Source organism: Bacillus sp. URHA0034, assembly GCF_056280405.1.
Map to the genome: position 1 here is coordinate 2708061 of NZ_JBWCDK010000002.1, position 25563 is coordinate 2733623.

Consider the following 25563-nt stretch of genomic DNA (forward strand, 5'->3'; position numbering starts at 1 on the left):
AAATTTTATGTTTGAACAATTATATAGACAAAGAGTTGAGCTCGCCAAAATCATAGAGGGTCACACAGGACGAGATGGTACTCAAATGACCGCAATTAAGTCTTTATTTTTCTCCCGTTACTCTAATGATACTGGTCCAAATTACGGTGTTTACAAGCCTTCCTTATGCATTGTCGTTCAAGGGATGAAGGAGGTATTGCTGTCACAGGAGAGTTTTCAGTATGGTCCTGCAGATTACCTAGTTGCATCTGTTAAGCTGCCAATAACCGGACAAGTCACGGAAGCCTCTTCTGAAGTTCCATATCTGGCTCTCAAACTTGAATTCACACCAAGTGAAATATTGGAGGTATTACGTGAATTCCAAATGGGCACTGACAAGAAGGAAAATGCTAAACGAGGTATGTATGTCAGTAAAATAGGGCCATCTTTGCTAGACGCGGTAACAAGATTAGCACGGTTACTAGATACGCCGAAAGACATCAAGGTACTTGCTCCTTTAATCACGAAGGAAATCATTTATAGAGTTCTGCAAGGAGAACACGGAGGAATGCTAAAACAAATAGCAATAGAAGGAAGTTCCACCAATCAAATCAGTGACGTGATTGAACATATCATGAATAACTATGAAAAGTCATTTAAGATTGAGGAACTAGCAGAAATAGCAAATATGAGTGTTTCTTCACTCCATCGGCACTTTAAAGAAATAACCGCAATGAGCCCCATTCAATTCCAAAAACAACTGAGACTTCAAGAAGCACGGAGCCTGTTATTATCAGAATCAGCAGATGCAGCAGATGTTGCATTCCGGATGGGCTATGAAAGTCCATCACAATTTAGTCGTGAATATTCGCGTATGTTTGGTTTACCACCTAAAGAAGATGTAAAGCGCTTAAGAGATAACCAAGGCAAAATGATAGAACTGTGAATCCCCTTCCTTATGGTTGGGGTCCTTTTGTGTATAAGAAGAGAACCTATACTATAGAGAGCAAGTAAATGAAATTTTGTCGTAACTAACATTTTCGCAAAGACAGCACCAGCTTATGATCATTCAACAAAAAAAAGACCCAATCCCAAAAATGGATTGAGCCTCACATTAAACAACCATCACAAATTCAATGTTGAAAGACATTACAAAAGCCAGTTCACAACTTTTTTCTTTCAACATCTCCAGCCTTACAATAGCCCTTTTACTCTACCGTTACTGATTTGGCAAGATTTCGTGGTTTGTCGACATCACAACCACGGTGTAAGGCAGCGTAGTAGGCAAGTAATTGCAATGGAATAACAGAGATAAGCGGTGTTAATAATTCATGTACTTCTGGGATGACAAAACTATCTTCATCCATATTGAGACCATCCATTGAAATAATGCATGGGTTTGCTCCGCGCGCTACAACTTCCTTTACATTTCCACGAATACTTAAGTTGACGCTCTCCTGCGTGGCAAGGGCAATAACTGGTGTGCCTTCTTCAATTAATGCAATGGTACCATGCTTTAACTCGCCGCCAGCAAAACCTTCTGCCTGAATATAGGAAATTTCCTTAAGTTTCAAGGCACCTTCAAGGCCTACATAATAATCAACTCCGCGGCCAATAAAGAAGGCATTGCGTGTAACAGATAAGAACTCTCTTGAAATATGCTCAATTAGCTCCTTTGAGTCACAAAGTACTTCCATTGCATTTGCAATAATACCCAGCTCATGGATCAGATCAAAATCAACCGGAATTCCTTGGCTCTTGGCAGTTACTTCCGCTAAAATAGCTAAAACAGCCAACTGTGCTGTATAGGCTTTAGAGGAAGCAACAGCAATCTCAGGACCAGCATGCAATAACAGTGTATAATCTGCTTCACGTGACAAAGTAGATCCTGGTACATTCGTGATCGTTAATGTACGATAGCCCATCTCTTTTACTTTTACAAGGACAGCACGGCTGTCAGCAGTTTCACCGCTTTGTGAAATGAAGATAAACAACGGCTTCTTAGTCAGAAGTGGCATATTATAAACAAATTCACTTGCAATATGGACTTCAACTGGCAGTTTTGCAATGCTTTCAATAAACTGCTTTCCAACCAAACCTGCATGGTAAGATGTTCCAGCTGCAATAATGTATACACGGTCAGATTCATTCATAGCATGAATGATGTCAGGGTCAACGGTCAATGTCCCTTGCTCATCTTGATATGTTTGAATGATCTTACGTAAGACCAATGGCTGTTCATCAATCTCTTTTAACATATAGTATGGGTAAGTTCCCTTTTCAATGTCACTTGCATCAAGTTCCGCTGTATAAGGCTGACGGCTAATAATATCACCATTGAGGTTTTGAATGGTCACTTCATTCTTAGTAACAAGGACAATTTCCTTATCCATCAATTCGAGGTATTGATTAGTTACTTGAAGCATTGCCATTGCATCACTGGCCACAACATTAAAGTCACTACCAAGGCCTACTAGCAGCGGGCTCTTGTTTTTCGCAACATAAATGGTCTCACTGTCTTCTTCATCTAAAAGTGCAATAGCATATGATCCATGTAAAAGAGTTAACGTTTTCCGAAATGCCTCAATAACCTCTAAGCCCTGATTAACTAGCAACTCGATCAGTTGAACTACTACTTCCGTATCGGTTTCACTTCTGAATGAAACATCGGCTAAAAATTCACGTTTTAGAAGCTCATAGTTCTCGATTACACCGTTGTGAACAAGGGTAAACCGGCCAGATGTACTTTGATGTGGATGGGAGTTTGACTTACTTGGAACACCATGTGTTGCCCATCTAGTATGACCAATTCCCATATTGCCTTTTACATCTTCATTGACAATTTCACGTAAATCCGCAATGCGGCCCTTTTCTTTAAAAACATGAACACCATTTTCATTTTTTACAGCGATGCCAGCAGAATCATACCCTCTATACTCAAGCTTTTCTAAGCCTTTTAAAAGAATTTCTTTCGAGTCGTTATGACCAATATATCCAACAATTCCACACATTTTCTTTTTCCTCCCTGGAATCAGGGGGCAAGAATGCTTTTGGAGGCAGTACTTGCCCCCTTATCTCTGCTTTTGATTAAGGTATCTGTCTATACCTTTCTAATTTCATTACAGTTAGTATGCGCATATCCTTCTCTTTGTGCATAGAGTTGCCTCTAGGTTTTAAAGAAGAACTTTTCGGTTGTGCGAAGGCAACCGGGAGGTATCCGCCGAACATTCGATAACCCTCCTCCTCGTCAACTAATCAACTCTCATCTGATTAGTCCAGGCGCTTTTAATTTTCCTTGTGTCTACCTCTATCCTCCTTCCAAAGATTCGCTTTAATAAACAAGCATATTTATCTTACATGAAAGGTTAAACGTCCGTCAACTAAAACTTAAACATAAAAACATGAGTCAAAACTATCCTTAATAAAATATGCATAAGGGAACGAATCCGTTCCCTTATGCATAAAGACATAGTCTATCGCTATAAAGTTTTTCTCGTAGTAGAGGTACTTTATTAGAAGTACATTCTATTCCTTTAATTCCATTTCTTCTTTAACAACATCAACAATCCGGCTCACAAACGATTCACAAAGTTCCTCTGTTGCTGCCTCTGCCATGACTCGAACAAGCGGTTCTGTTCCACTTGGACGGACAAGAATTCTTCCGTTCCCTTCCATCTCAGCCTCAACTTGTTCGATTACAGCTTTTACCTTTACATTATCGGTAACATGGTTTTTATCCGTTACTCGTACGTTGACAAGCTTTTGCGGATACTTTTTCATTTCACCGGCTAATTCTGATAACGGCTTCCCGGTTACCTTCATGATATTAACTAACTGCAATCCTGATAATAATCCGTCGCCTGTTGTGTTGTAGTCTAAGAAAATGATGTGTCCTGATTGCTCACCGCCAAGGTTAAAACCACTTTTCTTCATTTCTTCTACCACATAACGGTCACCAACTGCTGTAGGTACACTATGGATTCCATGTGTTTCAAGGGCTTTGTAAAAACCAAGGTTACTCATGACCGTGGAAACAATGGTCCCATGTTTTAAACGACCTTGCTCTTTCATATACTTTCCACAAATGTACATGATTTGGTCGCCATCTACAATATTACCCTTTTCATCAATAGCAATTAAACGGTCACCATCACCGTCAAAGGAAAGACCTACATCTGCTCCTTTTTCTTTTACAAGAGCTGCAAGTGCTTCAGGGTGGGTCGACCCCACTCCAGCATTAATGTTTAATCCATTTGGTGAAGCTCCCATTGTCGATAAATCAGCGTCAAGGTCTGCAAATAAATGGCTTGCTAATGACGAGGTTGCTCCGTGCGCACAATCCAAGGCAATATGAATGCCTGAGAAGTCTTCATCTACCGTATTCTTCAGGTATTGCAGGTACTTTTGACCGCCTTCAAAATAATCCATCACCTGACCAAGTTCTGCCCCTGTTGGTCGTGGCAGTTGATCTTCCGGTAAATCTATATAGTTCTCGATTTCTAGTTCCTGCTCATCGGACAGCTTAAAACCATCCGGTCCAAAGAATTTAATTCCATTATCGGCAACAGGGTTATGTGAAGCAGAAATCATTACACCTGCTTGAGCCCCTAATGCTTTGGTTAAATAGGATACCCCGGGGGTTGAGATGACGCCCAACCGCATTACCTCTGCACCAATTGATAGTAACCCGGCTACTAGTGCTCCTTCTAACATATGACCTGAAATACGTGTATCACGGCCAATTAATACTTTAGGTCGATCTTTATCCTTTGTTAAAACATAACCGCCGTAGCGGCCTAATTTAAAGGCCATCTCCGGTGTTAATTCGCTGTTTGCTACTCCACGTACCCCATCAGTACCGAAATATTTACCCATCTTAAAAAATCTCTCCTTCAACATGTGTAATGCTATAAATTAGGCATTATTAGTAATAGTTATTTTTGCGGTGGATTGGTCAGGTGTCCATTGGACATCCGTTGGCCCTTTCACCTGGATTTTGACATCATGGGTCCCTTCGCTCAACCCAGTCAAGTCAATAAAAACCGTGAAATCACTAGGCCCCAGCTCTGTTACCGCCTCAGTCGGCCCATTCACTTGTAAATTAACAGTCTGACTTGCAGGATCATTTACTTCTGCTTTAAAATCATCAGCTAAGCCTCGAATGATTAAAGGGATGCCCGAGACCGTTTTTTCTTCATTCACGGCTGTTTTTTCTTCATTCACGGCTGTTTTTTCTTCATTCACGGCTGTTGTTTGTTCATCTACAGCTGGTTTCTGTTCCACTTTTTTTACCACTACAGTTGCTTTTACTAACTGAGGGGTCACCTTCGTAATTCCATTTGAAATGATCACAGGTAAGGTAAGTGTTGTGTTTTCAGTAATCTTACTTAAATCTACTTCCACCCGAACACTATCTGTATCTTTTAAGACCTCTTCACTTCCGGTAATTTTTGCTTCTGTTTCATCTAACTCAATTGATTCAATCGTAATCCCTTCTGGGGAAGTTCCTTTTTTCACAATATTGATCGGAACCGTTTTGCTGTTCGACTTTATTGGAATCGTCACTTTAACCGTTTCAGGATCAACCGTTACATCCAATTTATTTAGCTTTTTATCAAGTACTTGAATTTGTGCTTCCTTCGAAATGGTTGCTTTTAGTTTTCCAGTACCCTCAAGAGTGGCTTTTACGTAAGTAATTTTATCAATGTCACTTTTAGCACCGGTAATCTTTACTTTATTAGGCTCAACCTGAGGCAGACCAGCTGAGTAACCATCCTCTATTTGACCTCCATCGAATTCTGCTTCGACCCTGAATTCCTTCGTAATCTTTTCTTGCACAGACACCGTCACACTTGCCGGCTTCATGGTTGCCTTTAATTTATCAGATAAGTTCCTAATTTTCAGCTTTACATTCTGCTTTCCAATCTTCGCATTTGTCAAATCAACATATACCTCAAAGTTTTTTAATGCCTTCGCCGATTGGACATGTGTAATTGGACCCTTTATCGTGACATCTACCGTGTTCGGTATTCCTGAAACAACTAAATTCTCCGTATCATAATAAACTTTTACAGGGATATCCTTTATGGTCTCTGTTGTTTGCTCACCAGGAACATTAACATCTGTTAACTTTTGACCTGTATGTGGGACAGAGGAATATAATAGGACTGCCAATAACAAGGCCAGTATTTTTATAAACCAAGGATTATCAAACATTTTATCCATTTTGTTTTCCCCTCCAGTTCCAACGAGCTGAAGAAGCCTGTTTAGCTTTATTATGAATCACCATTTCACTGGTAAGCAGTTCCTTTAGTTCCTCCACTTTTAAATCACGATGAAGTTCTCCATTCCTTGTCAGTGAAATCCCTCCCGTCTCCTCGGAAACTATAACGGTTAAGCTATCGGTGACCTCGCTTATTCCTAAAGCTGCCCGATGCCTTGTACCCAGCTCCTTTGAGATAAATGGACTTTCAGAAAGGGGGAGATAGCATGCTGCCGCTGACACATTATTTTTTTGGATGATGACCGCACCATCGTGAAGTGGTGTATTGGGAATAAAAATATTAATGAGTAATTCCGAAGAAATATTGGAATTTAATCGTATACCTGTTTCTATGTAATCACTCATGCCCGTTTCTCTTTCAATTGAAATTAAGGCACCTATACGGCGCTTTGCCATATAATCTGTCGCCTTAACAATGGCTTCGACTGCTTTTTCCTGATTATCATCGTCTTGTGTACTGCTTCGCGAGAAGAATCTCCCTCTTCCTAATTGTTCAAGGGCTCTCCTGAGCTCAGGCTGAAAGATAATGATAACCGCAAGAAATCCCCAATTTATGGCCTGTTGCATCATCCAGCTTAACGTAATTAAGCCGAGCCACTCACTGACCACTCTGACAAGAAGAATAACAAGGATTCCTTTTAATAATTGAACGGCCTTTGTACCTCTTATCACGTTGATCAGTTTGTAAATGACGTACCATACGAGGGCAATATCAACAATACTAGCTAGATACTTCCAAATACTGAGATCCGCAAACTGCATTGTTTGTTCCTCCGTAACTTTCTAACAACATATAATTCATACAACTTATTTATTATAACATAAATTCACCATACAACTTTATTATATGTATGTGGTTAAAAAAACAAATCACCCTCGTGGAGTGATTTGTGTTTATTTAGTTTCAGGCTGGCCAAAGATATCTATTACCTCTTGAGCTGTTTTTTTCATATGATACCAAATCCAGTCGAAAACTTCATTTATTTCTTCTATTTGTCCTGTCACATGACCGGCAGAAGCTAAATACTTTTCTCCATTAATTACGGTAACATCACCTTGAACTTCGCCTTCTATCCGCACATTCCCATTGTGGACAACGACATCTCCTTTGACCGTTTCACCTTTAGGAACTATGACTGTATTATTTTGAACGACTAAATTTTTTTGCTTTGAGACAGAGAATTCCCGATCCTGGCTCCAGCTAGAAAATAAGCTTCCCATCATCAAAATAATAAAAACAGACGCTGCTGTAAGCATAGGATGGTTGGTAAACCACCTTTGCATCCACACCTTTTTCTTTTCTTTCGGCAGCTTGGCCAGCACATTTGCAGTGAAGCCCGGCGGCGCCTGCATGTGGGAAATGCCTCTAACAAACGCATCCGTCTTTTTTAATTCATTAAAAATAATCTCACACTCTTTACAGCTTTTGAGGTGGTCTCTTAAGATTTTTTCTTTGTCTAGGTCTAGTTCTTCATCTAAGTATTCATGCATGAGTTCGATAATCTGTTCAGGACACATTTATGTTTCACCTCATTATACATATCGTAATTGCTTCCTTAATGCCTCCCGGCCGCGATGGATTCTTGTCTTAACAGTTCCAAGAGGGAGGTCCAGAATTTCACTTATTTCATTTAAAGACATGTCCTCCATATACTTTAGGACGATTGCGGAGCGATATTTTTCTGGTAATTTTAATATTTCCTTTTGAACGGTCTCCTGCAGTTCTAGACTTTCTACCTCGGTCTCTGGTAAAGGAGAATCCGAGGATATGTGCGAATACATAGTTAACCCTTCTGTCCCAGCTACTTCCGCGTCTAAATAGTAATCTGGTTTCTTTTTGCGCAGCCGGTCGATACACAGATTGGTGGCAATCCGAAAAAGCCACGTTGAAAACTTTAAATCTTGGTTAAACGACTTGATGTTCACATAAGCACGGATAAAAGCCTCCTGTGCTATATCCTCTGCTTCATGTCGATTCCCAAGCATCCTGTAACATAGCTGGTAGACACTGTTTTTATATATTTCTACGATCTCACCAAAGGCATCTTGATCTCCTTTGATGACCTGTTTTATCCTTTTTTTCACAATTGTATCCATTAAGTTTCCTCAGCTCCATTGTCGCTATACGATATACGAACTTCAGCCAAAAAGGTTTCATTTTTTAAACGAAAAACTTCTCAATACCTTTAATATTAACAAATATTTACTAATGTGGAACAAAATATGTTTAAAGTTTTTATTGTGGGGGAAAAAGAAAGTATGTACATAGAAAGAGGTGGAAGATTATGTCTTCTTCATACCGTGGATTAATAGAAGAAATAGAGATTCAACGAAATAATATGATTCGATTAGCATCTGAAACTTCTCTGTCCAATCACAAAGTCATTGAAGCAAGTAAGCGGCTTGACTCTTTACTTAACAAATATGATCTGTCATTGACCCAGAGAGATATCGAAAGCTGCATAGGTTAGTATGCAGCTTCTTTTTTTATAATAGTTTTTCGCCAAATAATGATCCCATGAGCTCGACCGCGCAAATGGCTGTTTTATTTTTCTCATCCAGGATTGGATTTACTTCCACAAATTCTGCAGATGTAATCACTCCTGCCTCTTCAAGCATTTCCATTGCCAGATGGCTCTCACGGTAACTGATTCCGCCAATAACCGGAGTTCCCACTCCTGGAGCATCGTTCGGGTCTAAGCCGTCTAAATCTAGAGATAGATGCACACCATCTGTTTTTTCCTTTAGGTAATCAATCGTTTCTTCCATCACTTTAGCCATGCCTAATCGATCTATTTCATGCATGGTATATACTTTCATGCCCTTTTCCTTAATTAATTGTTTCTCACCATCATCGAGAGATCTTGCCCCAATAATGACAATATTCTCTGGCTTTACTTTTGGATTATAGCCGCCGATTTCGGTTAATAACGGATGTCCTAAGCCGATGCTTACGGCAAGGGGCATACCATGGATATTTCCTGATGGGCTGGTTTCAGCAGTATTTAAATCCCCATGAGCATCATACCAAATGACGCCAAGGTTTTGATAATGTTTGGAGACTCCTGCTAATGTTCCAATCGCGATGCTATGGTCTCCTCCAAGTACAAGTGGAAAGGCCCCAGATTGAATCGCTTCGTCTACCTTGTCGGCAAGCAATGCGCTTTTTTCTGCTACTAGATCTAGGTTTCGTAGATTAGATTCTTTATCAACGACTACTTCTGGTCTGCCAACAGGGATATCACCCCAGTCATGGATTTCATCAAATAGAGGCTTAAGGCGTTCATTGATTCCCGCGTAGCGGATTGCACTTGGCCCCATGTCTACTCCCCGTCTCATTTGTCCTAAGTCCATCGGCATTCCAATAATTGATAGTTTCTTTGTCATCTCATTTTCCCCCTTGCCTGTTATACTGACTATTTTAACCGTTTTCATAGTGATGACTCAACTCGACAAAATTCTGTATATATATGCGTTATTTTTAAAATATTCTGCAGTTAAGCGGTTACGTTTTAGGGGGGAGGCTGTTTCTGGTTTTTGAGAGGGGAGGGGGGTTAGGTTTGTTCCGGATTAATAGATGGAGTGTTGGATTTGACAAAACTTACTGGAGTCCTCTTTGAATTGTCTATAGACTGGGGCTTTGAGACAATATCTCTATGGATTTTTTTAAAATTGCCTTTTAGAAAAGGGCTATCGGACAAATCTCTTGCTGCTCCTAAATATTGTCTTATAAAAACCTTTCTATTGGACAAACTTCCTCTGAATATCAAAAAAATGTCCAATAGGTGGGGGCTATTGGACAGAACTCTTTTGAGGTCTCTTAAAATTGTCTTTTAGACATGGGCTATCAGACAATTCTCTTGACTGCTCCTAAATATTGTCTTATAGCAACCTCTCTATTGGACAAACTTCCTCTGAATATCAAAAAAATGTCCAATAAGTGGGGGCTATTGGACAAACTCTCTACTTTCCTTATAAAAATGTCTTATAGACAAAGGCTATCGGACAAAAATGGACCATTCCATATGAAATTGTCTTAGAGGCCACTCCTTTAAAAGACTTAACTGAAAAAATTGAAACCAATCTAACTAAATAATGATGTTAATATAGGATTTCCTTACCTTAATAATGAAATTTACCAAGTTCTAAAAATAAAAAAGCCTTAAACCATAATCATGATTTAAGACAAGATATGTAGTGTGATGGTGGAGTCTAGGGGGATCGAACCCCTGACCTCCTGCGTGCAAAGCAGGCGCTCTCCCAGCTGAGCTAAGACCCCATTGGAGCGGAAGACGGGATTCGAACCCGCGACCCCCACCTTGGCAAGGTGATGTTCTACCACTGAACTACTTCCGCAAGCTGCGGATAAATATTAAAAACTAAAATGAGCCATGAAGGACTCGAACCTTCGACCCTCTGATTAAAAGTCAGATGCTCTACCAACTGAGCTAATGGCTCTTGGCTGGGCTAGCTGGATTTGAACCAACGCATGTCGCAGTCAAAGTGCGATGCCTTACCGCTTGGCTATAGCCCAAAGATGTAATTACTTCTAGTATGTCCAACTTTTTTTAAATTATGAATGGTGGAGGGGGACGGATTCGAACCGCCGAACCCGGAGGGAGCGGATTTACAGTCCGCCGCGTTTAGCCACTTCGCTACCCCTCCATATTCAAAAAAAAAGAATGGTGCCGGCGAGAGGACTTGAACCCCCAACCTACTGATTACAAGTCAGTTGCTCTACCAATTGAGCTACCCCGGCGTAAAGTAAGGAAAATATATGGTGGAGGATGACGGGATCGAACCGCCGACCCTCTGCTTGTAAGGCAGATGCTCTCCCAGCTGAGCTAATCCTCCGAACTAATAATAGTTATTTTTCCTATTATGGAAAAATGGTGACCCCTACGGGATTCGAACCCGTGTTACCGCCGTGAAAGGGCGGTGTCTTAACCGCTTGACCAAGGGGCCATAATTTTTAAATTTAAGGTAAGCTTCCAAGCGGGCTCGAACCGCTGACCTCTTCCTTACCATGGAAGTGCTCTACCTACTGAGCTATGGAAGCGCAGCTATACTTTATGTTGACATAAAAATGGCTCCGCAGGTAGGACTCGAACCTACGACCGATCGGTTAACAGCCGATAGCTCTACCACTGAGCTACTGCGGAACGATAAGATAACAGCCTGGCAACGTCCTACTCTCACAGGGACAAAGTCCCAACTACCATCGGCGCTGAGAAGCTTAACTTCCGTGTTCGGTATGGGAACGGGTGTGACCTTCTCGCCATAATTGCCAGACTATTTATTCGACACTATTTTATTATAATGTCTTTTTTTTATTTTGCAAGAGAAAATTTAATTTTTTTTCATTCTCTCAAAACTAGATAATTTATAGAAGAAATTGGGTAAAAACGAGTTTATTCGCTTTAGACTATGGTTAAGTCCTCGATCGATTAGTATCAGTCAGCTCCACATGTCGCCACGCTTCCACCTCTGACCTATCAACCTGATCATCTTTCAGGGATCTTACTAGCTTGACGCTATGGGAAATCTCATCTTGAGGGGGGCTTCATGCTTAGATGCTTTCAGCACTTATCCCGTCCGCACATAGCTACCCAGCGATGCCTTTGGCAAGACAACTGGTACACCAGCGGTGCGTCCATCCCGGTCCTCTCGTACTAAGGACAGCTCCTCTCAAATTTCCTGCGCCCACGACGGATAGGGACCGAACTGTCTCACGACGTTCTGAACCCAGCTCGCGTACCGCTTTAATGGGCGAACAGCCCAACCCTTGGGACCGACTACAGCCCCAGGATGCGATGAGCCGACATCGAGGTGCCAAACCTCCCCGTCGATGTGGACTCTTGGGGGAGATAAGCCTGTTATCCCCGGGGTAGCTTTTATCCGTTGAGCGATGGCCCTTCCATGCGGAACCACCGGATCACTAAGCCCGACTTTCGTCCCTGCTCGACTTGTAGGTCTCGCAGTCAAGCTCCCTTGTGCCTTTACACTCTACGAATGATTTCCAACCATTCTGAGGGAACCTTTGGGCGCCTCCGTTACTCTTTAGGAGGCGACCGCCCCAGTCAAACTGCCCACCTGACACTGTCTCCCACCCCGATAAGGGGTGCGGGTTAGAATTTCAATACAGCCAGGGTAGTATCCCACCGACGCCTCCACCGAAGCTGGCGCTCCGGTTTCTCAGGCTCCTACCTATCCTGTACAAGCTGTACCAAAATTCAATATCAGGCTACAGTAAAGCTCCACGGGGTCTTTCCGTCCTGTCGCGGGTAACCTGCATCTTCACAGGTACTATAATTTCACCGAGTCTCTCGTTGAGACAGTGCCCAGATCGTTACGCCTTTCGTGCGGGTCGGAACTTACCCGACAAGGAATTTCGCTACCTTAGGACCGTTATAGTTACGGCCGCCGTTTACTGGGGCTTCGATTCAGAGCTTCGCTTGCGCTAACCCCTCCTCTTAACCTTCCAGCACCGGGCAGGCGTCAGCCCCTATACTTCGCCTTGCGGCTTCGCAGAGACCTGTGTTTTTGCTAAACAGTCGCCTGGGCCTATTCACTGCGGCTCTTCGAGGCTATGAACCCCAAAGAGCACCCCTTCTCCCGAAGTTACGGGGTCATTTTGCCGAGTTCCTTAACGAGAGTTCTCTCGCTCACCTTAGGATTCTCTCCTCGCCTACCTGTGTCGGTTTGCGGTACGGGCACCCAATATCATCGCTAGAGGCTTTTCTTGGCAGTGTGGAATCAGGAACTTCGGTACTATATTTCCCTCGCTGTCACAGCTCAGCCTTTACGAGAAGCGGATTTTCCTGCTTCTCAGCCTAACTGCTTAGACGCACATATCCAACAGTGCGCTTACCCTATCCTCCTGCGTCCCCCCATCACTCAAACGATAAAGAGGTGGTACAGGAATATCAACCTGTTGTCCATCGCCTACGCCTTTCGGCCTCGGCTTAGGTCCCGACTAACCCTGAGCGGACGAGCCTTCCTCAGGAAACCTTAGGCATTCGGTGGATGAGATTCTCACTCATCTTTCGCTACTCATACCGGCATTCTCACTTCTAAGCGCTCCACCAGTCCTTACGGTCTAGCTTCAACGCCCTTAGAACGCTCTCCTACCACTGACATCGAAGATGTCAATCCACAGCTTCGGTGATACGTTTAGCCCCGGTACATTTTCGGCGCAGAGTCACTCGACCAGTGAGCTATTACGCACTCTTTAAATGGTGGCTGCTTCTAAGCCAACATCCTGGTTGTCTAAGCAACTCCACATCCTTTTCCACTTAACGTATACTTTGGGACCTTAGCTGGTGGTCTGGGCTGTTTCCCTTTTGACTACGGATCTTATCACTCGCAGTCTGACTCCCACGGATAAGTCTTTGGCATTCGGAGTTTGTCTGAATTCGGTAACCCGATGAGGGCCCCTAGTCCAAACAGTGCTCTACCTCCAAGACTCTAACTACGTGAGGCTAGCCCTAAAGCTATTTCGGAGAGAACCAGCTATCTCCAAGTTCGATTGGAATTTCTCCGCTACCCACACCTCATCCCCGCACTTTTCAACGTGCGTGGGTTCGGGCCTCCATCCAGTGTTACCTGGACTTCACCCTGGACATGGGTAGATCACCTGGTTTCGGGTCTACGACCACATACTAATTCGCCCTATTCAGACTCGCTTTCGCTGCGGCTCCGTCTCTTCAACTTAACCTTGCATGTAATCGTAACTCGCCGGTTCATTCTACAAAAGGCACGCTATCACCCATTAACGGGCTCTAACTACTTGTAGGCACACGGTTTCAGGAACTATTTCACTCCCCTTCCGGGGTGCTTTTCACCTTTCCCTCACGGTACTGGTTCACTATCGGTCACTAGGGAGTATTTAGCCTTGGGAGATGGTCCTCCCTGCTTCCGACCGGATTTCACGTGTCCGGCCGTACTCAGGATCCACTCAGGAGGGAACGAAGTTTCAACTACAGGGCTTTTACCTTCTATGACGGGCCTTTCCAGACCGCTTCATCTACCCCGTTCCTTTGTAACTCCATGTTGAGTGTCCTACAACCCCAAGAGGCAAGCCTCTTGGTTTGGGCTAATCCCGTTTCGCTCGCCGCTACTTAGGGAATCGCGTTTGCTTTCTCTTCCTCCGGGTACTTAGATGTTTCAGTTCCCCGGGTCTGCCATCCATACCCTATGTATTCAGGTAAAGATACTGCTCCATTACGAGCAGTGGGTTTCCCCATTCGGAAATCTCCGGATCAAAGCTTACTTACAGCTCCCCGAAGCATATCGGTGTTAGTCCCGTCCTTCATCGGCTCCTAGTGCCAAGGCATTCACCGTGCGCCCTTTCTAACTTAACCTAAAAGGTTTTACTCTATTTAATAGAGAGAAAAAACTAAAATGGCGATTTTACTCGGTTTTTACTTGGTTTCTTCTATACGATTATCTAGTTTTCAAAGAACGAATATACTCTTGAGAGATTGTACTCTCAAAACTAAACAAACAAAAAGCGGTCAACTTCTTATCAGTCCGTAAGGACTGCATTATCCTTAGAAAGGAGGTGATCCAGCCGCACCTTCCGATACGGCTACCTTGTTACGACTTCACCCCAATCATCTGTCCCACCTTAGGCGGCTGGCTCCTTACGGTTACCCCACCGACTTCGGGTGTTACAAACTCTCGTGGTGTGACGGGCGGTGTGTACAAGGCCCGGGAACGTATTCACCGCGGCATGCTGATCCGCGATTACTAGCGATTCCGGCTTCATGTAGGCGAGTTGCAGCCTACAATCCGAACTGAGAATGGTTTTATGGGATTGGCTAGGCCTCGCGGCTTTGCTGCCCTTTGTACCATCCATTGTAGCACGTGTGTAGCCCAGGTCATAAGGGGCATGATGATTTGACGTCATCCCCACCTTCCTCCGGTTTGTCACCGGCAGTCACCTTAGAGTGCCCAACTGAATGCTGGCAACTAAGATCAAGGGTTGCGCTCGTTGCGGGACTTAACCCAACATCTCACGACACGAGCTGACGACAACCATGCACCACCTGTCACTCTGTCCCCCGAAGGGGAAAATCCTATCTCTAGGAGTGTCAGAGGATGTCAAGACCTGGTAAGGTTCTTCGCGTTGCTTCGAATTAAACCACATGCTCCACCGCTTGTGCGGGCCCCCGTCAATTCCTTTGAGTTTCAGCCTTGCGGCCGTACTCCCCAGGCGGAGTGCTTAATGCGTTAGCTGCAGCACTAAAGGGCGGAAACCCTCTAACACTTAGCACTCATCGTTTACGGCGTGGACTACCAGGGTATCTAATCCTGTTTGCTCCCCACGCTTTCGCGCCTCAGCGTCAGTTACAGACCAGAAAGCCGCCTTCGCCACTGGTGTTCCTCCACATCTCTACGCATTTCACCGCTACACGTGGAATTCCGCTTTCCTCTTCTGCACTCAAGTCCCCCAGTTTCCAATGACCCTCCACGGTTGAGCCGTGGGCTTTCACATCAGACTTAAAGGACCGCCTGCGCGCGCTTTACGCCCAATAATTCCGGACAACGCTTGCCACCTACGTATTACCGCGGCTGCTGGCACGTAGTTAGCCGTGGCTTTCTGGTTAGGTACCGTCAAGGTACCGGCAGTTACTCCGGTACTTGTTCTTCCCTAACAACAGAGCTTTACGACCCGAAGGCCTTCATCGCTCACGCGGCGTTGCTCCATCAGACTTTCGTCCATTGTGGAAGATTCCCTACTGCTGCCTCCCGTAGGAGTCTGGGCCGTGTCTCAGTCCCAGTGTGGCCGATCACCCTCTCAGGTCGGCTACGCATCGTCGCCTTGGTGAGCCGTTACCTCACCAACTAGCTAATGCGCCGCGGGCCCATCTGTAAGTGTCAGCCGAAACCGACTTTCAGCTTTTCCTCATGAGAGGAAAAGGATTATCCGGTATTAGCACCGGTTTCCCGGTGTTATCCCAGTCTTACAGGCAGGTTGCCCACGTGTTACTCACCCGTCCGCCGCTAACCAACAGGAGCAAGCTCCTATTGATTCGCTCGACTTGCATGTATTAGGCACGCCGCCAGCGTTCGTCCTGAGCCAGGATCAAACTCTCCAAGAAAGTTGATTTAGCTCATTTTGTTACGTTGGCTTCATTTCATAAGAAATGAATATTATTGTTTGTTGACGTTTTTGTTTGTTTAGTTTTCAAAGAACAAATCACCTTATCGCTAAAAGCGACTTTTATAATATATCATCCGCAACCAGCAAAGTCAACAACTTTTTAAAAATTATTTTTTACTGTCAGCAGCGACGTTTATTACTATAACAAGATAATAATTATATGTCAACGTATTTTTTAATTTTTTTACTCTTAGCCCTTTCTCCGGTCTTTTGTGCCTTTCCGTAAATATTTAAAACATTCTTGAGGAGATGCAACCCGCTTAAATAAGGTAAAAAGAATCTTGTATCTTTCTTCCATTGACCTTTTCACAATATGGTCAATTCGATCATCTTTTAAGTCAAATAAAATTTCATCCATTTCTCTCTTAATAAGGTATTCCATTTCTTTTACTTCTTTCTCACTTATCAGAAGCCCAAACATTGAAAAACCTCCAGCGAAATTTTCTAGTTATAGTAGTCTTTTCCAAAAATAGAAATATTATAATCAAAAAGTTTAATCATATTATCAAAAAAAAAAGCATAGTTTGAGACAAGGAAGTATTGGACGAGGTGGGAAGAATGAATTTCTTTTTTGTATTAAATGGAAAAGCTTTAAAAAATGTTTCACTGATTCTCATTGCCGCTTTTTTCACAGCATGGTTCCTCTACCTGGAAAATTTAGTCCAGATACCTGTGTTTTCCACTAAGGACAGCACAAATGCTATTTATCGCGGTGAAAAAGATTTAGCCCTCACGTTTAATATTGGCTGGGGGGATGAAAAAGCAGAGCCTATTTTAGATGTACTGAAAAAAGAGAATGTTAAATCTGCGACTTTTTTCCTAGCGGGTTCCTGGGCAGAACGTCATCCTGACATTGTCAGCCGTATTGTTAAAGATGGCTATGAAATTGGAGTTTTAGGATACGATTATGTCGATTACCTTGATGTGGAGGATGCGAAAATCGCAAAGGATATTTCCAAAGCCCAAGAAGTCTTCACTAAATTAAATGTAAAGAATATCAAGCTTTTACGGGCACCGACAGGTCATTTTGATGAGCGTACATTAAAAATAGCGAAGCGTTATGGATATACAGTTGTTCATTGGAAGGTTGACTCTAAGGATTGGCAAAATCCTGGTGTTGAAAAAATAGTGAAAAATGTTAGCAGAGCTGATGAGGGGGATATAGTCCTACTTCATGCCTCAGATTCAGCAAAACAGACGGCGACAGCACTGCCGTTGATTCTTGCTGATATTCGACAAAAAGGACTAAAGCTTGTATCAGTATCAGAAATGATTGCTAACGGCGAAGTCCAGTCTAAAGAAATCAATTAACTTGAATTTTAACCAATAAAACCGCCCATATTACATGGACGGTTTTTTAGTCATTTTATTATTTTTAGTTGTTTTTTTTTCTTTAGGATTGGTTTGCTCCGCTCGTTTTTGTCTCTCTTGTACGGATTGAGCGTTTAATTTATGAAGTATTAAAATTTGAAAGGCATTACATGCTAGTAAAGAAATCATCATGAGGTAGAACCCAATTCCTCTCATTCTCACGAAGCACTGGAACCCATTCAACTAATGTCGCAACAACCATAAAAAATAACGCAGGGATAAAAGCTCCTCGGTTTGTCTGTTTTACTTTATACCATGCAACGACAAGGGAAACTGCTAAAAGAAAAATTGCCGGTCCTAAGTATGGGAGCACGGAATCCCCTGGCTTTGCAAAGTTCTCATAACGAAGGTAGACTAAATCGAATAAACCAAACAGAACAAGAACGACTTGGACAGAATTCCATAAGGATACTGATTTAAATATGCCTAATCCAAAGCGGTGGATTGTTAAATAAGAAAAGAAGCCCATTTGGCTAATCATACTAAATAGAAACCCCATACCAATAAGCCAAACCAACGTGGATAAAATATCGATAATTTTAAAATGAATAAAATAGGGCTGAAATTCATCCCAGCGAATGATAAAACCCACAATAGCCGTCGTGACCCCGCCAACTAATAATGTGGACATAAATAGTCTTACCCAATTACGGCTTGTCACACCTCAAACCTCCAGAATACTAAAATTATTTCATACTGATTGTATCAATCAAAATGTGAAAAATCCATAATTTCATTTTTTCAGCGAATAATCTCGCTGTAATTTCTCATCCTAAAATTAAGGATTTATATGTGAAAGGGGCTTGAAAATGAGAAGAAAAAGTATGGTGCTCCTCCTGCCCATCGTGTTGTTCCTGACTAGCTGCTCTTCTAGTAATGATTTAAGCAACGCGGTACAGCCTGATTATGACCAGACAAAAAAAATGGTGGTTGATATTCTTAAAACCGATGATGGTAAGAAGGCAATTCAGGACGTTATGACCTCTGATGCGATGAAGGAAAAGCTTGTTATGGACCAAAAGGTTGTTGCAGACACCATTCAAACAACTCTTACATCCGATAAGGCCACTGATTTTTGGAAAAAAACGTTTAGCGATCCTAAGTTTGCCCAAGGCGTAGCTAAAAGTATGAAGAATGAAAATAAAGCTTTATTAAAGGAATTAATGAATGACCCTGAGTATCGGGCCATGATGATTGAAGTTTTTCAAGAACCGGAAATTGAAAAACAAATGGCTGATGCTCTCAAAAGCAAGGAATACCGGGAACACCTTCAAAAGGTCATTACAGAAACCATTAATAGCCCGCTATATAAAGCTAAAATACAAGAATTACTGTTAAAGGCTGCAGAGCAAGAATCAAAAAAATGATTATATTTTTACAAACAAAAAGCCTCTTCCAATTAAGGTAGAGGCTTTTTCTTATTTTTTCAGCAGACTTGTCACTTTTTCAGCAATTTCCAAATATATTTTTCCGATTTGATGATCTTCTTGGTATACAGATGGTGCAAAATCTTCATCATTCCAATCAGGCTGGTTCAGCGGTAAGCGTCCAAGCAGAACCGTATTTAATTCTTCGGCTAGCTTGTCTCCTCCGCCACGCCCAAATACGTATTCCTTTTCACCCGTTACTTTGCTTTCAAAATAGGCCATATTTTCAATAACACCAAGTACTTCATGTTCGGTCCTTAATGCCATTGCTCCTGCGCGTGCTGCTACAAAAGCAGCGGTCGGATGTGGAGTTGTGACGATAATTTCCTTACAAGAAGGCAGCATCGTATGAACGTCTAAAGCAACGTCCCCTGTACCTGGAGGCAGATCTAATAACAAATAATCAAGCTCTCCCCATTCTACTTCACTAAAGAAACTATTCAACATCTTCCCTAACATCGGTCCACGCCAGATAATTGGGGCATTGTCCTCTACAAAGAAGCCCATTGAAATGACTTGAACTCCAAACCGTTCAACTGGAATGATTTTTTCGCCGCGGACAACTGGGCGATTCGTAATGCCCATCATATCAGGCACACTAAAACCGTAGATATCGGCGTCAATCAGTCCAACCTTTTTGCCTAAACGAGCTAGCGCAACAGCCAGGTTAACGGATACCGTTGATTTACCGACGCCTCCTTTTCCACTGGCAATCGCAATAAAGGTTGTATCCTTAGAATTAAGGAGGGTTTGATTGTTCTCGGGTTCTGCATTGCGATGTTGTGCCATTACTTCTTCAGGCAATTCAGCAAATCGGATCCCCACGGTAGCTGCTCCTGCCTCCTTTAACACATTGACAATTTGCGTTTGAAGCTGCAGCTGTTCACTTGTACCCGTTTTAGCAATTAGGACCTTAACACTAACATGGTTCTTTTCTTCTTTAATTTTAATTTCTTCGAATGCATTTAATTCAGCTAATGTTTTATGTAAAAAGGGCTCTTTGAGGCCGCCCAGAACTTCACGGACTACTTTCTCTGTTAACATAAAATGCACCTCACCTATGAATTCATTTCCAATTTCAGTATACCATAACCTAAACAAGAAACAGTTAATTCAATCACTGTTTCTTAACTATTTAACATAAAAAAACGGAAGATGCCTCCATCCCCCTTAATCTGTTTCTTTTAATTCTTTTTCATTCGTAAAGTAGCGCAGGATTCCGTTATTAATAGATGCGGAAACTTTTTCTTGATAGGATTCCTTTTTTAACAGCGCCTTCTCTCTTGGATTAGAGAGGAACCCTACTTCCACTAAAACTCCAGGCTTCTTGGCATTTTTCAGGATATAGACCTGATTAATTGGCTTCGCCTTCCGTTCTGTGTTTTCGAGATTTCTGCGGAGTTCTTCCTGAATAAATTTTGCTGCTCTCGCATTTTCTTTATGCTGCGGAGCATAAAAGGTTTGGGCACCACTCCATCTAGCGGATGGAATCGCATTTAAATGAATACTGACAAATAGGTCAATATCTGTATTATTTATCATTTTTAATCTTTTTTTGAGGTCCTCTACCTTCCTGCGGCTATATCCCCTTGTATCAGGATCAGCTAAATCCTCATCCTTTTCCCTCGTCATAATCACAAGGGCTCCTTGTCCTTGTAAATAATCACGAACATTTTTGGTGATTGCTAATGCGATATCCTTTTCAAGCGTTTGGCCCGTGCCTGCCCCGCCATCCGGCCCGCCATGGCCTGCATCCAACAAGATTATTTTTCCTGATAAAGGAAGGTTCCAGGTTTTCCATGAATTATTTTCACTAAAATCATGCTGTAGTATAAAAAATAACACAATTAATCCTGTAATAAAGCTAATAATCTTTATTCTGCGTTTAGCCACCCATATCCTCCTTCCCGCTCGTCCCTGTTCAGTTAACTATATGGGACAAGGGGAAGTTTTAGAACTGTAAAAAGCATCCTTTAAGCTGTGTACTGAGAAGCTCCTATTTCTTTATAGGAACTCCCACTGTAAGTACGCTGCAGGATGCTTTTGATTTACCAAGGTTTAATGTAATCTCAACTTATGACGTCTCTGCCCTTTTTCATAACCTTCTCTCCACCAGACAATAATATATTGTTCGCATAGATAATAAAGGGATTCACTCATCGTGCCTTCTTGTCCATTTCCCCAGTAAAGTAGAAAATTATAAAGGGTATCAATCAGATGCTTTTCTTCTCTAAAACACCGTTTGCGTACATCATCTACTGTTTCTCCATAATAACCAAACTTACTGAATTTTGCTCCCAAGAGAAACGCCTCTAAGGCGACATCATAACAGGCTTCCTCTATTCCTGTATTCATCACAAAGCTTGTCGCAAGGCTCGTGGAACCGAAGTATTGTTTTACTCTTTCTTTCAATGTATTAATGGATAAATCCCGCAGCACGGAACGTTCATATTTAATCTGCTTTTCACGTCGTTTTTCTTTAAAGGTTGTTATAACTGTCACTTCTTTTCACCTCTTAGGACTATTCTTTATCCCTTAGGTCTAAGAAATGCAAAGTCGTGATTTCCAATTTTTAATATCACTTTTTCGTTGGGACTCTCTAGACCGTTGTTATTCATAATCCTTCCAATATAGGGAAACGATAATATCAGGCTAAATAGGGGTGATGAAAAATGGGCTGGTTCTCAAAACATACTCAACATGAAAGAGATGAATTGGAGAAATATCTCAAGAGGTCAAAAGATTTTAAAAAGGTCTCCTATATCAACGAACCCACGAATAAACAGTTTTCTATTTGGTTCATTTCGACCATTATTGATGAGAGCATTTTACAGGAGAACGCCCTTCCCTATTTATTGGAGAAACCATTTGAAAAAATTGAAGATGTAAAAAAAATTATTGCTCTCGCCGATGTACAAATTAGTACAGATCCAAATGAGATTGAACAGAAATTGTTCAATGGTTATGCCCTTTTGACTTTGGATTCTGACCGCCATCATTATGTATTTCTAGCTGCACAAAAGGAACTCGTCCGAAGCATTTCAACACCAGAAGTGGAGTTCAGCGTAATCGGCCCGAAAGAAGCCTTTGTTGAATCAATAGATCAAAATGTAAACCTTATTCGCAAACGGCTTCCCGTCAAGGAATTAATTGTTGAAGAGATGACACTTGGGTCGCTTTCCAAAACAAAGTTATCAATTTTATATCTTGATGGCATCGTTGATCCTGCCAATGTTCAAACCGTTAGGGAACGACTTAAAAATGTAGAATTTGATGCGATTACGGATAGCTCTTATATCGTTCAGCTGATTTGCGATAATAGAAACTCTCCATTTCCACAGCTTTTGGATACGGAGCGGCCAGACAGGGTTACGTCTATTTTAGCTGAGGGGAAAATCGCTATATTCGTAGATGGTTCGCCGCATGCCTTGATTACACCTACTACACTCGTTGAATTTTTCAGTTCCTTTGAGGATTATTTTTTAAATTGGCTGTTGGCCTCCTTTTTCCGGTTAATTCGGCTCTTTGCCGTTGCATTTTCGATATTGGTAACACCTGTTTATGTGGCAACATTATCCTATCATTATGAATTAATACCGACAGACTTGATGAACACCCTGGTTACCTCCCGAAGAGATATACCACTTCCGCCTATTTTAGAAGCATTCTTCTTAGAGCTGACCATTGAGCTCCTAAGAGAAGCAGGAGCCCGTCTGCCCACAAAGGTAGGTCAAACAATAGGTATCGTAGGGGGTATTGTAATTGGAACTGCATCCGTTGAGGCTGGATTAACGAGTAATGTTCTCCTCATCATTGTAGCTCTTGCTGCATTGGCCTCCTTTACAACCCCTGTTTATAAAATGGGCAATGCCATTCGGCTGCTCCGCTTTCCATTTTTGTTTTTTGCCGAGCTCTGGGGGCTGCTGGGTATTGTCCTGTGTTTTTGTTTTTTAATGACCCATTTAATCCGGCTGACCTCTTTAAACAGGCCTTTTTTAGAACCTTTATATCCGCCTAGAAGAACAGACCTTAAGGATTCTCTTATCAGACTGCCATTTAGCAAACAATCCTTACGACCACAAGCACTTAGGACAAAAAATCCTGTTCGTTATCCTGAAAGAAGTGACATTGACGAGTAAAGCGGGGGAGGGTCTATGGAACATTTAGTACCTGAAAAAGCAAAAATATCGCCTTTTTTGGTTTTTTTTCTAGTGCATACCATGCAGCTGGGCATTGGTGTTTTAGGGTTTCAGCGGATTATTGCGTTAACAGCTGGATATGATGCATGGATTTCGGTCATTTTAGCCGGACTAAGCATTCATATCATTATATATATGATGTATAAGATTCTTGGAACAGTTAAAGGCGATTTTATTTCTGCCCATTCCTTTGTTTTTGGCGATAAATTGGGCCGAATCATTTCACTTCCTTTTGTTCTTTACTTTTTATGCGTCGCTTTAATCCTGCTCCGGTCATTTATTGAAGTAGTTCAAGTCTGGATGTTTCAGGATATGAGTACGTTTTGGTATTCCCTCGTTTTCTGTCTGCTAGCTGTCTATATCATATTTGGCGGCTTTCGTACCGTCACAGGGGTAGCCTTTTTTGGAGTGGTTCTTCCATTCTACTTAATATTCACCTTTTTCTTTGCCTTTCCCTATTCGGATTTCAGAAACTTACTTCCAATCTTTGATCACTCGATCAGTGATTTGATTAAGGCAGCCTATCATATGTCACTTACCTATCTTGGTTATGAAACACTTTTATTTTTTTATCCTTATATCAAAGATCCCGAGAAGTCTAAGAAATGGGCTCACTTGGGTGTCCTATATACCACCATTCTCTATACTGTCGTCGCCTTAACCACTTTTTCCTATTTTTCTGAAGGTCAGCTGCAAAAAAACATCTGGGCTACCTTGACTATTTGGAAAGTGGTCGAGATGCCATTTGTGGAGAGATTTGAATACATTGGGATCGCTAATTGGAATATTGTCATCCTGCCTAATGTCTGTATTGCCCTTTGGTGTGGAAGCCGGATTTTAAAACGGGTTACCCGCCTTAAACAGAAGCACGGTGTCCTTCTTTTATCGGCAGTGGTTTTAATTTTGATAAATTTTTTAAAAACACGAGAGCAGATAAATACCCTACTTGACTACACAGGAGTGGTTTCCTTTTTCCTAAATTATGTCTATATCCCTTTTCTGTTTGTTCTTGTGTTGATTGTAAAGAGGGTGAAAAAGAAATGAAAGTTCTTTGTGCTGTTCTTATCCTATCAACATTCCTTACAGGTTGTGTTCAGAAGGAGATTGTTGATGATGTCAATCTAGAGACTGGAGCTGCCTATGATTATATAGGCGGGAAGATTCGCGGGACTGCATTAGTTCCTATCTATTTATCAAATAAATCCGTTAGTAACAAAACCTTTTCATCTTCCTCTAATTTAAGCCGGGATTTTATAAGAGATGTACAACGCCAATCTTCTGACCCACTGGTAGCAGGCAGTCTTAAAGTGGTCCTTTTTGGTGAACGGCTTGCGAATGAAAAAGGAATTTTGGACTTAATTGACTCCTTTCAACGTGATCCAAGCATAGGGGCAAGATTATACTTAGCTGTAACAGAAGGAGATTCAAAGTCTGTGATTAATGGAAACTATGGAGAAAGAGGCAATGCGATTTATCTATCCCACCTTATCCGCCATAATATGCAATCAAAAGATGTGCCCAAAACGGACCTTCAGCGTTTTTTATTTGATTTTAATCAGAAAGGAAAGACCCCTTATCTTCCCCGCTTAAAAAAGTGGGGGAAGGAAGACATTGAAATTAGCGGTCTCAGCTTTTTTCGATATGGGCATGTCGTCGATACCATTTCAGCTGACAAGATGTTTTACTTTAAGCTGTTAGTAGACAAATACAGTAAAGGAACTTTAAAAGTGAATCTTGGTAAAGATGCTGCTGCCATTGAAAGTATTCGTTCAAATTACAAATTGCGGCTTTCTTCAAGAAACCCTTACAGGGTTACGATCAACATCAGTATAAAGGCCATCTTAAATGAATATTCGGGCTTCCGTATAACACCCAAGAAATTAACAAATATAGAGAAAAAACTAGAAAACAATATTGAATCCGAATGTGTAAGGTTAACTAAAAGATTTCAAGAAAAAAAACTCGACCCTGTAGGATTCGGCCATTTTATTAAAAGCAAAACAAGACATTTCGATTTTGAAAAGTGGGAAAAAGATTATAAGGATTTACAAGTAAATGTTCGGGCAAATGTAACCATTACGGAATCAGGAGTCATAGATTAATTTTAGATTTAGAGAGGTCGGCAGTAAAGGTAAT

Annotated in this window: 18 protein-coding genes, 10 tRNA genes, 3 rRNA genes and 1 pseudogene; 7 read left to right on the forward strand and 25 right to left on the reverse strand. The window is 41.8% G+C overall.

The genetic code is table 11. The features are described from left to right. Nucleotides 1-7 precede the first annotated feature (7 nt). Nucleotides 8-925, forward strand: a complete 918-nt coding sequence (locus tag ACZ9EE_RS14965) for an AraC family transcriptional regulator (protein ID WP_476028242.1) — start codon at nucleotides 8-10, stop codon at nucleotides 923-925. 262 nt (nucleotides 926-1187) lie between these two features. Here ACZ9EE_RS14965 and glmS read toward each other — a convergent pair whose 3' ends face one another. The 6 genes from glmS to sigW all read right to left on the reverse strand — a co-directional run bounded on the left by glmS (nucleotide 1188) and on the right by sigW (nucleotide 8359). Then, nucleotides 1188-2990, reverse strand: a complete 1803-nt coding sequence (glmS, locus tag ACZ9EE_RS14970; RefSeq protein WP_476028244.1) for a glutamine--fructose-6-phosphate transaminase (isomerizing) — start codon at nucleotides 2988-2990, stop codon at nucleotides 1188-1190. Between the two features lie 514 nt (nucleotides 2991-3504). Further along, on the reverse strand, nucleotides 3505-4854 hold the full coding sequence (gene glmM, locus ACZ9EE_RS14975; RefSeq protein WP_476028246.1) for a phosphoglucosamine mutase: 1350 nt from the start codon (nucleotides 4852-4854) through the stop codon (nucleotides 3505-3507). 39 nt (nucleotides 4855-4893) lie between these two features. Further along, nucleotides 4894-6204: a CdaR family protein gene (locus tag ACZ9EE_RS14980; RefSeq protein WP_476028248.1), complete on the reverse strand. Its 1311-nt coding sequence runs from the start codon at nucleotides 6202-6204 to the stop codon at nucleotides 4894-4896. Next, nucleotides 6197-7024: a diadenylate cyclase CdaA gene (gene cdaA, locus ACZ9EE_RS14985; RefSeq protein ID WP_476028250.1), complete on the reverse strand. Its 828-nt coding sequence runs from the start codon at nucleotides 7022-7024 to the stop codon at nucleotides 6197-6199. The genes ACZ9EE_RS14980 and cdaA overlap by 8 nt, the downstream gene beginning before the upstream one ends. A gap of 132 nt (nucleotides 7025-7156) precedes the next feature. Continuing rightward, nucleotides 7157-7780: a zf-HC2 domain-containing protein gene (locus tag ACZ9EE_RS14990; RefSeq protein ID WP_476028252.1), complete on the reverse strand. Its 624-nt coding sequence runs from the start codon at nucleotides 7778-7780 to the stop codon at nucleotides 7157-7159. Nucleotides 7781-7795: 15 nt separating this feature from the next. Beyond that, a complete protein-coding gene (gene sigW / locus ACZ9EE_RS14995) occupies nucleotides 7796-8359 on the reverse strand; it encodes an RNA polymerase sigma factor SigW (RefSeq protein WP_476028254.1) in 564 nt (187 codons plus the stop codon). 188 nt (nucleotides 8360-8547) lie between these two features. On the opposite strand from sigW, the gene ACZ9EE_RS15000 reads away from it, so the two are divergent. Beyond that, nucleotides 8548-8733 (forward strand): Spo0E family sporulation regulatory protein-aspartic acid phosphatase, encoded by a 186-nt coding sequence (locus tag ACZ9EE_RS15000; protein ID WP_476028256.1) that lies wholly within the window; start codon nucleotides 8548-8550, stop codon nucleotides 8731-8733. Between the two features lie 16 nt (nucleotides 8734-8749). On the opposite strand, the gene rocF is transcribed toward ACZ9EE_RS15000, so the two are convergent. From rocF to ACZ9EE_RS15075, 15 genes are all read right to left on the reverse strand, one after another. Next, nucleotides 8750-9649: an arginase gene (gene rocF / locus ACZ9EE_RS15005; protein ID WP_476028258.1), complete on the reverse strand. Its 900-nt coding sequence runs from the start codon at nucleotides 9647-9649 to the stop codon at nucleotides 8750-8752. Nucleotides 9650-10465: 816 nt separating this feature from the next. Then, a tRNA-Ala gene (locus ACZ9EE_RS15010) sits at nucleotides 10466-10541 on the reverse strand. Nucleotides 10542-10543: 2 nt separating this feature from the next. Continuing rightward, nucleotides 10544-10618, reverse strand: a tRNA-Gly gene (locus ACZ9EE_RS15015). A 29-nt stretch (nucleotides 10619-10647) separates the two neighbouring features. Next, nucleotides 10648-10720, reverse strand: a tRNA-Lys gene (locus ACZ9EE_RS15020). 1 nt (nucleotide 10721) lies between these two features. Continuing rightward, a tRNA-Gln gene (locus tag ACZ9EE_RS15025) sits at nucleotides 10722-10796 on the reverse strand. A gap of 46 nt (nucleotides 10797-10842) precedes the next feature. Continuing rightward, nucleotides 10843-10927: transfer RNA gene (locus ACZ9EE_RS15030), tRNA-Tyr, on the reverse strand. Between the two features lie 18 nt (nucleotides 10928-10945). Then, a tRNA-Thr gene (locus ACZ9EE_RS15035) sits at nucleotides 10946-11021 on the reverse strand. Between the two features lie 19 nt (nucleotides 11022-11040). Next, nucleotides 11041-11116 (reverse strand) — tRNA-Val (locus ACZ9EE_RS15040). A 36-nt stretch (nucleotides 11117-11152) separates the two neighbouring features. Beyond that, nucleotides 11153-11227: transfer RNA gene (locus ACZ9EE_RS15045), tRNA-Glu, on the reverse strand. A gap of 21 nt (nucleotides 11228-11248) precedes the next feature. Further along, nucleotides 11249-11321 (reverse strand) — tRNA-Thr (locus ACZ9EE_RS15050). A gap of 28 nt (nucleotides 11322-11349) precedes the next feature. After that, nucleotides 11350-11424 (reverse strand) — tRNA-Asn (locus ACZ9EE_RS15055). 14 nt (nucleotides 11425-11438) lie between these two features. After that, nucleotides 11439-11554 (reverse strand): 5S ribosomal RNA (gene rrf / locus ACZ9EE_RS15060). A gap of 135 nt (nucleotides 11555-11689) precedes the next feature. Further along, a 23S ribosomal RNA gene (locus tag ACZ9EE_RS15065) occupies nucleotides 11690-14625 on the reverse strand. A 193-nt stretch (nucleotides 14626-14818) separates the two neighbouring features. After that, nucleotides 14819-16368: ribosomal RNA gene (locus ACZ9EE_RS15070) — 16S ribosomal RNA — on the reverse strand. The 16S, 23S and 5S rRNA genes sit together here with 10 tRNA genes alongside, the layout of an rRNA operon. A 252-nt stretch (nucleotides 16369-16620) precedes the next feature. Continuing rightward, nucleotides 16621-16851: a hypothetical protein gene (locus ACZ9EE_RS15075; protein WP_476028260.1), complete on the reverse strand. Its 231-nt coding sequence runs from the start codon at nucleotides 16849-16851 to the stop codon at nucleotides 16621-16623. A gap of 137 nt (nucleotides 16852-16988) precedes the next feature. On the opposite strand from ACZ9EE_RS15075, the gene pdaB reads away from it, so the two are divergent. After that, complete coding sequence (pdaB, locus tag ACZ9EE_RS15080; protein ID WP_476028262.1) at nucleotides 16989-17741, forward strand: polysaccharide deacetylase family sporulation protein PdaB; 753 nt, start codon at nucleotides 16989-16991, stop codon at nucleotides 17739-17741. A 30-nt stretch (nucleotides 17742-17771) separates the two neighbouring features. Here pdaB and ACZ9EE_RS15085 read toward each other — a convergent pair. Beyond that, nucleotides 17772-18462: pseudogene (locus ACZ9EE_RS15085) on the reverse strand (KinB-signaling pathway activation protein). Between the two features lie 148 nt (nucleotides 18463-18610). On the opposite strand from ACZ9EE_RS15085, the gene gerD reads away from it, so the two are divergent. Further along, nucleotides 18611-19168: a spore germination lipoprotein GerD gene (gene gerD, locus ACZ9EE_RS15090; RefSeq protein WP_476028264.1), complete on the forward strand. Its 558-nt coding sequence runs from the start codon at nucleotides 18611-18613 to the stop codon at nucleotides 19166-19168. Nucleotides 19169-19219: 51 nt separating this feature from the next. On the opposite strand, the gene ACZ9EE_RS15095 is transcribed toward gerD, so the two are convergent. The 3 genes from ACZ9EE_RS15095 to ACZ9EE_RS15105 all read right to left on the reverse strand — a co-directional run bounded on the left by ACZ9EE_RS15095 (nucleotide 19220) and on the right by ACZ9EE_RS15105 (nucleotide 21730). Next, the gene (locus tag ACZ9EE_RS15095; RefSeq protein WP_476032968.1) at nucleotides 19220-20017 is read right to left on the reverse strand and encodes an Mrp/NBP35 family ATP-binding protein; all 798 of its coding nucleotides are present in this window, start codon (nucleotides 20015-20017) and stop codon (nucleotides 19220-19222) included. A 381-nt stretch (nucleotides 20018-20398) separates the two neighbouring features. Beyond that, nucleotides 20399-21121 (reverse strand): N-acetylmuramoyl-L-alanine amidase CwlD, encoded by a 723-nt coding sequence (cwlD, locus tag ACZ9EE_RS15100; protein ID WP_476028266.1) that lies wholly within the window; start codon nucleotides 21119-21121, stop codon nucleotides 20399-20401. Between the two features lie 165 nt (nucleotides 21122-21286). Beyond that, nucleotides 21287-21730, reverse strand: a complete 444-nt coding sequence (locus tag ACZ9EE_RS15105; RefSeq protein ID WP_476028268.1) for a YbaK family protein — start codon at nucleotides 21728-21730, stop codon at nucleotides 21287-21289. A 170-nt stretch (nucleotides 21731-21900) separates the two neighbouring features. On the opposite strand from ACZ9EE_RS15105, the gene ACZ9EE_RS15110 reads away from it, so the two are divergent. From ACZ9EE_RS15110 to ACZ9EE_RS15120, 3 genes are read left to right on the forward strand one after another with little or no spacing between them, the layout of a single operon-like run. Next, on the forward strand, nucleotides 21901-23367 hold the full coding sequence (locus ACZ9EE_RS15110; protein WP_476028270.1) for a spore germination protein: 1467 nt from the start codon (nucleotides 21901-21903) through the stop codon (nucleotides 23365-23367). A 15-nt stretch (nucleotides 23368-23382) separates the two neighbouring features. Further along, a complete protein-coding gene (locus tag ACZ9EE_RS15115) occupies nucleotides 23383-24471 on the forward strand; it encodes a GerAB/ArcD/ProY family transporter (protein WP_476028272.1) in 1089 nt (362 codons plus the stop codon). Continuing rightward, nucleotides 24468-25529 (forward strand): Ger(x)C family spore germination protein, encoded by a 1062-nt coding sequence (locus ACZ9EE_RS15120; protein ID WP_476028274.1) that lies wholly within the window; start codon nucleotides 24468-24470, stop codon nucleotides 25527-25529. The genes ACZ9EE_RS15115 and ACZ9EE_RS15120 overlap by 4 nt, the downstream gene beginning before the upstream one ends. The last annotated feature ends 34 nt before the right edge of the window (nucleotides 25530-25563 follow it).

Excerpts from the sequence above, each read along its gene's own strand:
- glmS (WP_476028244.1), bottom strand. The coding sequence starts at position 2,990 with ATGTGTGGAATTGTTGGATATATTGGTCATAACGACTCGAAAGAAATT.
- ACZ9EE_RS14980 (WP_476028248.1), bottom strand. The coding sequence starts at position 6,204 with ATGGATAAAATGTTTGATAATCCTTGGTTTATAAAAATACTGGCCTTG.
- ACZ9EE_RS15095 (WP_476032968.1), bottom strand. The coding sequence starts at position 20,017 with ATGGCACAACATCGCAATGCAGAACCCGAGAACAATCAAACCCTCCTT.
- ACZ9EE_RS15115 (WP_476028272.1), top strand. The coding sequence starts at position 23,383 with ATGGAACATTTAGTACCTGAAAAAGCAAAAATATCGCCTTTTTTGGTT.
- pdaB (WP_476028262.1), top strand. The coding sequence starts at position 16,989 with ATGAATTTCTTTTTTGTATTAAATGGAAAAGCTTTAAAAAATGTTTCA.
- ACZ9EE_RS15075 (WP_476028260.1), bottom strand. The coding sequence starts at position 16,851 with ATGTTTGGGCTTCTGATAAGTGAGAAAGAAGTAAAAGAAATGGAATAC.
- ACZ9EE_RS14965 (WP_476028242.1), top strand. The coding sequence starts at position 8 with ATGTTTGAACAATTATATAGACAAAGAGTTGAGCTCGCCAAAATCATA.
- rocF (WP_476028258.1), bottom strand. The coding sequence starts at position 9,649 with ATGACAAAGAAACTATCAATTATTGGAATGCCGATGGACTTAGGACAA.
- cdaA (WP_476028250.1), bottom strand. The coding sequence starts at position 7,024 with ATGCAGTTTGCGGATCTCAGTATTTGGAAGTATCTAGCTAGTATTGTT.
- glmM (WP_476028246.1), bottom strand. The coding sequence starts at position 4,854 with ATGGGTAAATATTTCGGTACTGATGGGGTACGTGGAGTAGCAAACAGC.
- sigW (WP_476028254.1), bottom strand. The coding sequence starts at position 8,359 with ATGGATACAATTGTGAAAAAAAGGATAAAACAGGTCATCAAAGGAGAT.
- gerD (WP_476028264.1), top strand. The coding sequence starts at position 18,611 with ATGAGAAGAAAAAGTATGGTGCTCCTCCTGCCCATCGTGTTGTTCCTG.
- ACZ9EE_RS14990 (WP_476028252.1), bottom strand. The coding sequence starts at position 7,780 with ATGTGTCCTGAACAGATTATCGAACTCATGCATGAATACTTAGATGAA.
- ACZ9EE_RS15120 (WP_476028274.1), top strand. The coding sequence starts at position 24,468 with ATGAAAGTTCTTTGTGCTGTTCTTATCCTATCAACATTCCTTACAGGT.
- ACZ9EE_RS15110 (WP_476028270.1), top strand. The coding sequence starts at position 21,901 with ATGGGCTGGTTCTCAAAACATACTCAACATGAAAGAGATGAATTGGAG.
- ACZ9EE_RS15000 (WP_476028256.1), top strand. The coding sequence starts at position 8,548 with ATGTCTTCTTCATACCGTGGATTAATAGAAGAAATAGAGATTCAACGA.